This window comes from Pseudomonas sp. 273 (genome assembly GCF_029201425.1).
Taxonomy (GTDB): domain Bacteria; phylum Pseudomonadota; class Gammaproteobacteria; order Pseudomonadales; family Pseudomonadaceae; genus Pseudomonas; species Pseudomonas delhiensis.
The window spans coordinates 4,807,007-4,819,174 of record NZ_CP116775.1 but is presented as its reverse complement, the minus strand read 5'-3'; the positions used below and the strand labels follow the sequence as shown (position 1 = coordinate 4,819,174).

The window sequence follows — 12,168 nt, the reverse complement described above, 5'->3', positions numbered from 1 at the left end:
GATTAATGCCCAGCATCTGCTGAACTTCATCGGAAGACGGCGGCCCGGCGCCGCCCCCGGGGCGATTCGCAGCTCGAGAAAGCCCTTGCTTCACCCAATGACAAGCCAAGCGGAGCATTGACCATGGCGTTCTTCACCGCGGCCAGCAAAGCCGATTTCCAGCAGCAACTGCAATCGGCGCTGGCGCAGCACGTCGGCGAAAAGGTGCTGCCACAAGTAGCCCTGTTCGCCGAACAGTTCTTCAGCCTCATCTCCCTCGACGAATTGACCCAGCGCCGCCTGTCCGACCTGGTCGGCTGCACCCTGTCCTCCTGGCGCCTGCTGGAGCGCTTCGACCCGGCCGAGCCGGAAGTGCGCGTGTACAACCCCGACTACGAGAAGCACGGCTGGCAGTCCACGCACACCGCCGTGCAGGTGCTGCACCCGGACCAGCCGTTCCTGGTCGACTCGGTGCGCATGGAGCTGAACCGCCGCGGCTACAGCATCCACACCCTGCAGACCACCGTGGTCAGCGTGCGCCGCAACGCCAAGGGCGAGCTGCTGGAAGTGCTGCCGAAGAACAGCCAGGGCAAGGACGTGGGCCATGAGTCGCTGATGTACCTGGAGATCGACCGCGCCTCCCACGTCGGCGAGCTGCGCACCCTGGAGAAGAGCCTGCTGGAGGTGCTGGGCGAGGTGCGCCTGGCGGTGGCCGACTTCCCGGCCATGCGCGGCAAGGCCGAGGAACTGCTGGCCTGGCTCGGCAAGTCGAAGGCCAAGGCCCGCGCCGAGGAGACCGCGGAGGTCCGCGCCTTCCTCGAATGGCTGCTGGACAACCACTTCACCTTCCTCGGCTACGAGGAGTTCACCGTGGTCGACGAGGGCGACGGCGGCCGGGTGAACTACGACGAGAAGTCCTTCCTCGGCGTGACCAAGCTGCTGCGCACCGGCCTGAGCAAGGAAGAACTGCACATCGAGGACTACGCGGTGGCCTACCTGCGCGAGCCGCTGCTGCTGTCCTTCGCCAAGGCCTCGCACCCCAGCCGCGTGCACCGCCCGGCCTACCCGGACTACGTGTCCATCCGCGAGATCGACGCCAAGGGCAAGGTGTTGCGCGAGTTCCGCTTCATGGGCCTGTTTACCTCCTCGGTGTACAACGAGAGCGTCAACCACATCCCCTCGATCCGCGGCAAGGTCGCCGAGGTCGAGCGCCGCTCCGGCTTCGACGCCAACGGCCACCTGGGCAAGGAACTGGCCCAGGTGCTGGAGGTGCTGCCGCGCGACGACCTGTTCCAGACCCCGGTGGACGAGCTGTTCAGCACCGCCATGGCCATCGTGCAGATCCAGGAGCGCAACAAGATCCGCCTGTTCCTGCGCAAGGACCCGTACGGCCGCTTCGCCTACTGCCTGGCCTACGTGCCGCGCGACATCTATTCCACCGAGACGCGGATCAAGATCGAGCAGGTCCTGCGCGAGCGCCTGAAGGCCAGCGACTGCGAGTTCTGGACCTTCTTCTCCGAATCCACCCTGGCGCGGGTGCAGTTCATCCTGCGGGTGGACCCGAAGACGCGCATCGACATCGACACCAAGCTGCTCGAGGAAGAGGCCATCCAGGCCTGCCGTTCCTGGCAGGACGACTACGCCGCGCTGGTGGTGGAGAACTTCGGCGAAGGGCAGGGCACCAACCTCCTCGAGGACTTCCCCAAGGGTTTCCCGGCCGGCTACCGCGAGCGCTTCGCCCCGCACTTCGCGGTGGTCGACCTGCAGCACCTGCTCAGCCTGTCCGAGGCCCGCCCGCTGGTGATGAGCTTCTACCAGCCGCTGGCGCAGAGCGAGCAGCAGCTGCACTGCAAGCTGTACCACGCCGACGCGCCCCTGGCGCTGTCCGACGTGCTGCCGATCCTGGAGAACCTCGGCCTGCGCGTGCTCGGCGAGTTCCCCTACCGCCTGCGCCACGCCAACGGCCGCGAGTACTGGATCCACGACTTCGCCTTCACCTACGCCGAAGGCCTGGACGTGGACATCCAGCAGCTCAACGAGGTCCTCCAGGACGCCTTCGTCCACATCGTCAACGGCGACGCCGAGAACGACGCCTTCAACCGCCTGGTGCTGACCGCCAGCCTGCCGTGGCGCGACGTCGCCCTGCTGCGCGCCTACGCGCGCTACCTCAAGCAGATCCGCCTGGGCTTCGACCTGGGCTACATCGCCAGCGCACTGAACGCCCACGTGGACATCGCCCGCGAGCTGGTGCGGCTGTTCAAGACGCGCTTCTACCTGGCCCGCAAGCTCGCCGCCGAGGACCTGGAAGACAAGCAGCAGAAGCTGGAGCAGGCCATTCTCGCGGCCCTGGACAACGTCCAGGTGCTCAACGAGGACCGCATCCTGCGGCGCTACCTGGACCTGATCAAGGCCACCCTGCGCACCAACTTCTACCAGCCCGACGCCGCCGGCCAGAACAAGAGCTACTTCAGCTTCAAGTTCAACCCCAAGGCGATCCCCGAACTGCCCAAGCCGGTGCCCAAGTACGAAATCTTCGTCTACTGCCCGCGCGTCGAGGGCGTTCATTTGCGCGGAGGCAAGGTCGCCCGCGGCGGCCTGCGCTGGTCCGACCGCGAGGAGGACTACCGCACCGAGGTGCTCGGCCTGGTCAAGGCCCAGCAGGTGAAGAACGCGGTGATCGTCCCGGTGGGCGCCAAGGGCGGCTTCATCCCGCGGCGCCTGCCGGTGGGCGGCAGCCGTGACGAGATCCAGGCCGAGGCCATCGCCTGCTACCGCATCTTCATCTCCGGCCTGCTGGACATCACCGACAACCTGAAGGAAGGCGAGGTGGTGCCGCCGGCCAACGTGGTGCGCCACGACGAGGACGACCCCTACCTGGTGGTGGCCGCCGACAAGGGCACCGCGACCTTCTCCGACATCGCCAACGGCATCGCCGCCGAGTACGGCTTCTGGCTGGGCGACGCCTTCGCCTCCGGCGGCTCGGCCGGCTACGACCACAAGGGCATGGGCATCACCGCCCGCGGCGCCTGGGTCTCGGTGCAACGGCACTTCCGCGAGCGCGGCATCGACGTGCAGAGGGACAACATCACCGTCATCGGCATCGGCGACATGGCCGGCGACGTGTTCGGCAACGGCCTGCTGATGTCCGACAAGCTGCAACTGGTGGCCGCCTTCAACCACCTGCACATCTTCCTCGACCCCAACCCGGACCCGGCGCTGAGCTTCGTCGAGCGCCAGCGCCTGTTCAACCTGCCGCGCTCGGCCTGGTCGGACTACGACGCCGCGCTGATCTCCGCCGGCGGCGGCGTCTTCCCGCGCAGCGCCAAGAGCATTACCCTGAGCCCCGAGGTGCGCGCGCGCTTCGACATCCAGGCCGAGCGCCTGACCCCCACCGAGCTGATCAACGCGCTGCTCAAGGCGCCGGTGGACCTGCTGTGGAACGGCGGCATCGGCACCTACGTCAAGTCCAGCAAGGAGAGCCATGCCGACGTCGGCGACAAGGCCAACGACGCCCTGCGCGTGGACGGCCGCGAGCTGCGCGTGAAGGTGGTGGGCGAGGGCGGCAACCTGGGCGTGACCCAGCTGGGTCGCGTCGAGTTCGGCCTGAACGGCGGCGCCTGCAACACCGACTTCATCGACAATGCCGGTGGCGTGGACTGCTCCGACCACGAGGTCAACATCAAGATCCTGCTCAACGAGGTGGTGGCCGCCGGCGACATGACCGGCAAGCAGCGCAACAGCCTGCTCGCCGAGATGACCGAGCAGGTCGGCGACCTGGTGCTGGGCAACAACTACAAGCAGACCCAGGCGCTGAGCCTGGCCGAACGCCGCGCCCGCGAGCGCATCGCCGAGTACAAGCGGCTGATGAACGACCTGGAGGCCCGCGGCAAGCTCGACCGCGCCCTGGAGTTCCTGCCCACCGACGACGGCCTGGCCGAACGCATCGCCGCCGGCCAGGGGCTGACCCGCGCCGAGCTGTCGGTGCTGATCTCCTACAGCAAAATCGACCTCAAGGAGTCGCTGCTCAAGTCCCAGGTGCCGGACGACGACTACCTCACCCGCGACATGGAGACGGCCTTCCCGCAGACCCTGGTGGCCAAGTTCGGCAGCGCCATGCGCAGGCACCGGCTGAAGCGCGAGATCGTCAGCACCCAGATCGCCAACGACCTGGTCAACCATATGGGCATCACCTTCGTGCAGCGCCTGAAGGAATCCACCGGCATGACCCCGGCGAACGTCGCCGGCGCCTACGTGATCGTCCGCGACGTGTTCCACCTGCCGCACTGGTTCCGCCAGATCGAGCAGCTCGACTACCAGGTGCCGGCGGAAGTCCAGCTGACCCTGATGGACGAACTGATGCGCCTGGGCCGCCGCGCCACCCGCTGGTTCCTGCGCAGCCGCCGCAACGAGCAGGACGCTGCCCGCGACGTGGCCCACTTCGGCCCGCGCATCGCGGCCCTGGGGCTGAAGCTCAACGAGCTGCTCGAAGGCCCGACCCGCGAGCTGTGGCAGGCGCGCTACCAGGCCTACGTCGATGCCGGCGTGCCGGAACTGCTGGCGCGCATGGTCGCCGGCACCAGCCACCTCTATACCCTGCTGCCGATCGTCGAGGCGGCGGACGTCACCGGCCGCGACCCGGCCGAGGTGGCGCGCGCCTACTTCGCCATCGGCAGCGAGCTGGAGCTGACCTGGTACCTGCAGCAGATCAGCAACCTGCCGGTGGAGAACAACTGGCAGGCGCTGGCCCGCGAAGCCTTCCGCGACGACCTCGACTGGCAGCAGCGGGCGATCACCGTCTCGGTCCTGCAGATGCAGGACGGCCCGCAGGACATGGGCGAGCGCGTGGCCCTGTGGATCGAGCAGCACCGCGAAATGGCCGAGCGCTGGCGCGCCATGCTGGTGGAGCTGCGCGCCTCCACCAGCACCGACTACGCCATGTACGCGGTGGCCAACCGCGAACTGCTGGACCTGGCGCAGAGCAGCCAGCACGCCACGAGCGTCGCCTGATGCCTGCTGGCTGAGCCCATTGTCGATACTGAGCCCCGCCTTGTGCGGGGCTTTTTTTCATCGCACGTGGCCATGGCGCGCCGTGGCCTCGGCGCATCGGCGGATAACCGCGAACGGTTATTCGCCCTACGTCATGGTCGGGCCTGGCGTAGGGCGAATAACGCCTACGGCGTTATCCGCCGTTTGGCCATGATTCTCGGCGGCTCCGGGGTTGACCTGGGCGTTGGCCGTGGCCTCGGCGTATCGGCGGATAACCGCGAACGGTTATTCGCCCTACGTCACGGGTAGGCCTGGCGTAGGGCGCATAACGCCTACGGCGTTATCCGCCGTTTGACCGTGATTCTCGGCGGCTCCGAGGTTGACCTGGGCATCGGCCGCGGCCTCGGCGCATCGGCGGATAACCGCGAACGGTTATTCGCCCTACGTCATGGTCGGGCCCGACGTGGGGTGGATAAATCCGCGCCTACAGGGAAACTCCCCGCACATCCCCCAACGAACCCCCCTTGAGATCCTTTCGCGTTACGGTCGATTTCGAAATGTTTGGTTACATTTCTGTTCGCGCTTTCAGAAGGAGCGGCTATGGTCAATGGCTATTAGCCATCTCTCGACGATTTTTCCGGAAGGCAAGAATAGATATCGATATTTATCGGTATTTAAGGTCCCGAATGGCCTGGCTGGCCCCGCCATCGCCCGCTTCCGTCAAAAAATCGCTTCCCCAGCTTTTGCCTTTGTTCGTCAATTTCCTGGCTTTTATTGGCGTGAAATCAGCCATTAGTCGTAGGACGTCAGCGTTTTTTCACGAACGGCAGTTGACTAAATTCTGACGGAAAGCTTTTCTTCTCGCCTTGAATGTCAATAAACCGGCATGCGGCGGCTGCGTCAGTTTTCGACAGAGTGTCGGCTTTCGCGCGGCTTCCATGCAGTTAGGGATGATTGCTCGTGCTGTCCAAGACCCCCTTGTCCTTTCTCGCTTCGCAGCTTTTCCAGCGGCGGCTGCCCATGGGCGGCTGCCTGGCCGTGCTGCTGCTCGGCAGCGCCTGGGCCCAGGCCGCGGAAGACTACGACCAGCTCGTGCGCGAAGCCCGCGCCGGCAACTACCAGCCGGCCTTGCAGCGCCTGCGGCAGAACCCCGACGACCTCGCGCACCTGGACGACCACCTGGTCATCGCCGGCTGGGCGGGGCTGGACGAGGAAGTGCTGCAGACCTACCAGCGCCACCCCCAGGCCCGGCTGTCCAGCGGCGCCTGGGCCGCGGTGGCGCGGGCCTATCGCAACCTCAAGCGCTGGCCCCAGGCGCTTGAGGCCTACCGCCGCGGCCTGGCTGCCCATCCCGGCGACCCGGCCCTGCAACAGGGCCAGGCGATGACCCTGGTGGATGCCGGCCGCGGCCCCGAGGCACTGCAGAAGGCCGCGGCCCTGGTCGCCGCCGCGCCGCGCGACGCCGAGCGGCGCCTGGCCCTGGCCTACGTCCACCAGCAGATGGGCGAGCCCTACGCGGCACTGTTCCAGGTGGACCAGGCCCGCCAACTGGCCCCGCGGCAAAGCCGTGTGCTGAGCGAATACGTCGATGCCCTGCAGGCCGCCGGCCTGCCGCGCCAGGCCCTGGCTTTCGGCGAGCGCCACCCCGGCGTGCTGTCGGCGGCGCAGCAGCGCAGCCTGCAGGCCGACCGCGTCGCCGAGCTGGTGCGCCTGGCGGAAGTGTCGCCGCTGCGCGACAGCGAGCGCTTCGTGGTCGCCGACCGGGCCATCGCCGAGGCGGACCGGTTGCTCGCGCAATGGGCTGGCGATCCGGCCGCGGCGCAGGAGGTGCGCCGGGTGCGCGTCGACCGCCTGGGCGGCCTCTATGCCCGGGCGCGCATGGCCGAGGTGGTCGAGGAATACGAGCGCCTGCATGCCGAGGGCGCGGAGCTGCCGCCCTACGCCCTGCGCTGGGTCGCCGGCGCCAGCCTGTACCAGCGCCAGCCGGAGCGGGCCGCCGAGCTGTACCGCCAGGTGATCGCCAGCGAGAACGCCAAGGACAGCGACTGGATGGACGACCACCAGGGGCTGTTCTACGCCCTGGTGGAAAGCGAACGGCTCGACGAGCTGCCCACCCTGGCCGATGGCCTGGTGGCGCAGCAGCCGGTGCGCCTGCATCCGCCGGGCATGGGCGTGGCCGTGCCCAACGACGACTGGCTGGAGGCCCGCCTGCTGCAGGCCAACGGCCGGCTGTACCGCAACGACCTGCCGGCGACGCAGCAGGACTACGAAAGCCTGGTGGCGAGCGCGCCGGACAACTCGCGGCTGCGCACCGGCCTGGCCAGCACCTACCTGTCCCGCGGCTGGCCGCGGCGCGCGGAAGACCAGCTGAAGATCGCCGAAAGCACCGACCCGCGCGGCGTGGCCCTGGAAACCGAACAGGGCATGGTGGCGCGCGAGCTGCAGGAATGGCGGCAGCTGGACCTGCTGGCCGACGACGTCATCCAGCGCTTCCCCGAACAACTGCAGGCCCAGCGCCTGGACTACCTGCGCCAGGTGCACCACATGGCCGAGCTTCGCATCAGCGCCTACGGCGGCCATGCCAATGGCGGCGAGGTCAACGGCAGCCGCGACCTGGGCTTCGACAGCGTGCTCTACAGCCCGCCCATCGCCGACCACTGGCGCCTGTTCGGCGGCGCCGGCTACGCCACCGGCGACTTCGAGGAAGGCACCGGCCACTACCGCTGGCAGCGCGTGGGCACCGAGTGGACCGGGCGCAACACCACGCTGGAGGCGGAGGTGTCGCACAACGACTACGGCGATGGCGACAAGCTGGGCCTGAGGCTGTCCGGCGTCCACGACATCGACGACCAATGGCAGTACGGCTGGAGCGCCGCGCGCCTGTCCCGGGAGACGCCGCTGCGGGCGCTCAACAGCGGCATCCGCGCCGACCGCCTGGACGGCTTCCTGCGCTGGCGCCAGAGCGAGCAGCGCGAATGGCGCCTGGCCTACGCGCCCTCGCACTTCAGCGACGGCAACATGCGCCACGAACTGGTCCTCACCGGCAGCCAGCGCTTCTACAGCTCGCCCTACCTGGTGGCGGACCTCGGCCTGGAGGTGTCCGGCAGCCGCAACAGCAAGTCGGAGGACGTCCCCTATTTCAACCCGAAGTCGGACCTGCTGCTGCTGCCCAGCCTGAACCTGGAGCACACCCTCTACCGCCGCTACCAGACACGCTGGACCCAGCAGGGCCAGCTCGGCGCCGGCAGCTACAGCCAGCAGCACCACGGCACCGGCGCCGTCGGCCTGATCGGCTACGGCCAGCGCCTGAGCCTGGACGACCGCTTCGACGCAGGCCTCGCCCTGTCCGCCGTCAGCCGCCCCTACGACGGCGACCGCGAACTGGACTACCGCCTGGTCTTCGACCTCAGCTACCGCTTCTAGGACCCGAACATGAGAGCCACCTACCATTTCCTGCTGCTGGGGCTGGCGCTGCTGCTCGGGGCTTGCGCCAGCGAGGCGCCCCCTTCGTCGAGCCGGCGCAGCGCACCCTTGCCGCCAACGAGAAGCCCTGGCCGCCGGGGCGCATCCTGACCCTGGCCTACCACGAGGTCGCCGACCGCGACGCCGACCAGGCCTTCATGAGCGTGCGCACCGCCAACCTGGTGGACCAGCTGGCCTGGCTGCACGAGCAGGGCTTCCAGGCGATCTCCGTGGACCAGTTGCTGGCCGCCCGCGCCGGCCGCGGCAGCCTGCCGGAGAAACCGCTGCTGCTGAGCTTCGACGACGGCTACAGCAGCTTCTACCAGCGCGTGCTGCCGATCCTGAAGGCCTACGACTGGCCGGCGATCATGGCGCCGGTGGGCGTCTGGCTGGATACCCCGGACCAGCAGCGCGTGGACTTCGGCGGCCTGGCGGTGGAGCGCCGGCGCTTCCTCACCCGCCAGCAACTGGCGGAAATCGCCAAGTCCGGCCTGGTGGAAATAGGCGCGCACACCGAGGCCCTGCACTTCGGCGGCCCCGGCAACCCGCAGGGCAGCCAGCTGCCGGCGGCGGCCAACCGCCTGTACCTGGCCAATGCCGGGCGCTATGAAACCGAGGCCGAATACCGCAACCGCGTGGGCATCGACGTCAAGCGCATCAGCCGCACCCTGCAGAGCATCACCGGCAAGCCGCCACGGGTGTGGGTATGGCCCTATGGCGCGGCCAGCGGTACCGCCCTGCAGGTGGTCGGCGACGACGGCTACGCCCTGGCCCTGACCCTCGAGGACGGCCTGGGCAGCATCGACCACCTGGACAACCTGCCGCGCTTCCTGCTCAACGGCGACCCCGACCTGCACCGCTTCACCTCGGCCATCAGCCGCGTCCAGGCGCAGGACAACCTGCGCGTCGCCCACGTCGACCTGGACTACGTCTACGATCCCGACCCGCGGCAAATGGAGGCCAACCTCGGGCAACTGGTGCAGCGTATCGCCGACCTGCGCATCAACACCGTGTTCCTCCAGGCCTATGCCGACCCGGTAGGCGATGGCACGGTGAAAGCGCTGTACTTCCCCAACCGCCACCTGCCGATGCGCGCCGACCTGTTCAACCGCGCCGCCTGGCAGCTGCGTACCCGCGCCGGCGTGGAAGTGTTCGCCTGGATGCCGGTGCTGGCCTTCGACCTGTCGCCGCAGCTGCCGCGGGTGCAGCGCTGGGACCCGCGCAGCGGGCGCCTGGAGATCGACCCGCAGCAGTACCGGCGGCTGTCGCCGTTCGACCCCGAGGTGCGCCGGCAGATCACCGAGATCTACGAGGACCTGGCCGGGCACGCCGCCTTCGCCGGCCTGCTGTTCCACGACGATGCGCTGCTCTCCGACTTCGAGGACGCCGGGCCCCAGGCGCTGGCGGCCTACCGCGCGGCCGGCCTGCCGGGCGACATCGCCGGCCTGCGCGGCGATGCGCAGACGCTGCAGCGCTGGACGCGCTTCAAGAGCCGCTACCTGGTGGACTTCACCCGCCAGCTCGCCGAGCGCGTGCGCGCCATCCGTGGCCCGCAGGTGCAGACGGCGCGCAACCTCTATGCGCTGCCGATCCTCGAGCCGCAGAGCGAGGCCTGGTTCGCGCAGAACCTGGACGACTTCCTGGCCGCCTACGACTGGACCGCGCCCATGGCCATGCCGCTGATGGAGGGCGTGCCCGCGGAGCAGTCCGAGGCCTGGCTGCAGCGCCTGGTGCGCGAGGTGGCCAAGCGCCCCGGTGCGCTGCAGCGCACCGTCTTCGAGCTGCAGGCGCGCGACTGGCGCGAAGGGCGCGAGGCGCCCGTCGACGCCGCCCAGCTGCGGCGCTGGATGCACCGCCTGCAGTGGGAGGGCGTGCGCAGCTTCGGCTACTACCCGGACGATTTCGTCAACGACCAGCCCCCGCTCGAGGCGCTGCGTCCGGCCATCTCCAACGCCTGGTACCCCGAGCCATGATCGATCGCATCGTTGCCCTGCTGGTCCTGCTGCTGTTGCTCGGCGGCCCGATCGGCGTAGCCATAGTCCTCACCGGCGAGATACTGCTGAACTTCGTGTTCTTCTATCCGCTGTTCATGTCGGCCCTGTGGATGGCCGGCGGCGCCTACTTCTGGCTGCACTGGGAGCGCCACTGGGCCTGGCGGCAGGACGTCCCGCGCCTGGAGGGCGAGCCGCTGGTGTCGATCCTCATCCCCTGCTTCAACGAGGGCGACAACGCCGCCGACACCATCGGCGCCGCCCTGGCGCAGCACTACCCGAACATCGAGGTCATCGCCATCAACGACGGCTCCTCGGACAACACCGCGCAGGTGCTCGATGCCCTGGCCGAGGGCGAGCCGCGGCTGCGCGTGCTGCACCTGGCGCAGAACCAGGGCAAGGCCGTGGCCCTGCGCATGGGGGCGCTGGCCGCACGCAGCGAGTACCTGGTGTGCATCGACGGCGACGCGCTGCTCGACCCCGACGCCGCGGCCTACCTGGTGGCCCCGCTGATCGACAACCCGCGGGTCGGCGCGGTGACCGGCAACCCGCGCATCCGCACGCGCTCGACGCTGATCGGCCGCGTCCAGGTCGGCGAGTTCTCCTCCATCATCGGCCTGATCAAGCGTACCCAGCGCGTCTACGGGCGGGTCTTCACCGTCTCCGGCGTGGTCGCCGCGTTCCGCCGCACCGCCCTGGCGCGGGTGGACTACTGGAGCACGGACATGATCACCGAGGACATCGACATCAGCTGGAAGCTGCAGCTGGACCACTGGTCGATCTTCTACGAGCCCCGCGCGCTGTGCTGGATCCTCATGCCCGAGACCCTGCGCGGGCTGTGGAAGCAGCGCCTGCGCTGGGCGCAGGGCGGGGCGGAGGTGCTGCTGAAGAACATCCGCAGCATCTGGACCTGGCGCTACCGCTACATGTGGCCGCTGCTCATCGAGTTCAGCCTGTCGGCGGCCTGGGCCTTCACCTTCCTGCTGTCGATCCTGCTCTGGGCGCTGGGCCTGGTGGTCGAGCTGCCGCCCAGCCTGCGCGTCGCCGACATAGTGCCACCGGCCTTCACCGGGCTGCTGCTGGCCTGCGTGTGCCTGCTGCAGTTCGCCCTGAGCCTGCTGATCGAGCGGCGCTACGAGCGCCACCTGGCCAGTTCGCTGTTCTGGGTGATCTGGTACCCCTTCGCCTTCTGGCTGGTCACCCTGCTGACCACCCTGGTGAGCTTCCCCAAGGTCATGCTCAGGGCGCGCCAGGGCCGCGCGCGCTGGACCAGCCCCGACCGCGGCATCAAGAGGAGTACGTGATGGAACTGATCAAGACACCGCAGCACTGGCTGCCCCGCACCTTGGACGTACTGCTGACGCTGTGCGCCTGGACGGTCTTCGCCTGGCTGATGGTGCGCGGCATGACGGCCCTGCTCGCCAGCGGCTGGCAGGGGCCGCGCCTGGACTGGGGCGGCAAGCTGCTGCAGACCCTCGACACGCTGATGGTCTACGTGCTGTGCAGCGCCCTGATCGCCGCGCTGCTGGTTTCCTGGGCCCGCTACAACCAGCTGCGCGCGGCGCGCTACGAGCGGCGCTCGCGCATGCCCGACCTGTCGCGCCAGGCGCTGTCGCGCAGCTTCAACATCAGTGGCGATACCCTGGCCCGCCTGCATGGCGCCCAGGTGGTGACCCTGCACAACGACGAGCACGGCAACCTGGTGTGGGTGGAGAACCCGGCGGAAATGGAAGTCGAGGCGCCCTGAGCG

Annotated in this window: 5 protein-coding genes and 1 pseudogene; all 6 read left to right on the top strand. The window is 68.6% G+C overall.

What is annotated here, in order from left to right:
• Positions 1–123 precede the first annotated feature (123 nt).
• The gene (locus tag PKO50_RS21895; protein WP_275627222.1) at positions 124–4,986 is read left to right on the top strand and encodes an NAD-glutamate dehydrogenase; all 4,863 of its coding nucleotides are present in this window, start codon (positions 124–126) and stop codon (positions 4,984–4,986) included.
• A gap of 586 nt (positions 4,987–5,572) precedes the next feature.
• Positions 5,573–5,761, top strand: coding sequence for a hypothetical protein (locus PKO50_RS21890; protein WP_275627221.1), 189 nt, complete (start codon positions 5,573–5,575; stop codon positions 5,759–5,761).
• Between the two features lie 164 nt (positions 5,762–5,925).
• Positions 5,926–8,388: a poly-beta-1,6 N-acetyl-D-glucosamine export porin PgaA gene (pgaA, locus tag PKO50_RS21885; RefSeq protein WP_275627220.1), complete on the top strand. Its 2,463-nt coding sequence runs from the start codon at positions 5,926–5,928 to the stop codon at positions 8,386–8,388.
• Between the two features lie 9 nt (positions 8,389–8,397).
• A pseudogene (gene pgaB, locus PKO50_RS21880) lies at positions 8,398–10,400 on the top strand (poly-beta-1,6-N-acetyl-D-glucosamine N-deacetylase PgaB).
• Complete coding sequence (pgaC, locus tag PKO50_RS21875) at positions 10,397–11,722, top strand: poly-beta-1,6-N-acetyl-D-glucosamine synthase (RefSeq protein WP_109934751.1); 1,326 nt, start codon at positions 10,397–10,399, stop codon at positions 11,720–11,722. Before pgaB ends, pgaC begins: the two are co-directional and overlap by 4 nt.
• Entirely contained in the window at positions 11,722–12,165 is a 444-nt protein-coding gene (gene pgaD, locus PKO50_RS21870) for a poly-beta-1,6-N-acetyl-D-glucosamine biosynthesis protein PgaD (RefSeq protein ID WP_109934752.1), read from the top strand. The genes pgaC and pgaD overlap by 1 nt, the downstream gene beginning before the upstream one ends.
• Positions 12,166–12,168 lie beyond the last annotated feature (3 nt).

What these genes read in the sequence shown, in the direction of transcription:
- PKO50_RS21895 (WP_275627222.1), top strand. Translation starts at nt 124, where the DNA reads ATGGCGTTCTTCACCGCGGCCAGCAAAGCCGATTTCCAGCAGCAACTG.
- PKO50_RS21890 (WP_275627221.1), top strand. Translation starts at nt 5,573, where the DNA reads ATGGCTATTAGCCATCTCTCGACGATTTTTCCGGAAGGCAAGAATAGA.
- pgaC (WP_109934751.1), top strand. Translation starts at nt 10,397, where the DNA reads ATGATCGATCGCATCGTTGCCCTGCTGGTCCTGCTGCTGTTGCTCGGC.
- pgaD (WP_109934752.1), top strand. Translation starts at nt 11,722, where the DNA reads ATGGAACTGATCAAGACACCGCAGCACTGGCTGCCCCGCACCTTGGAC.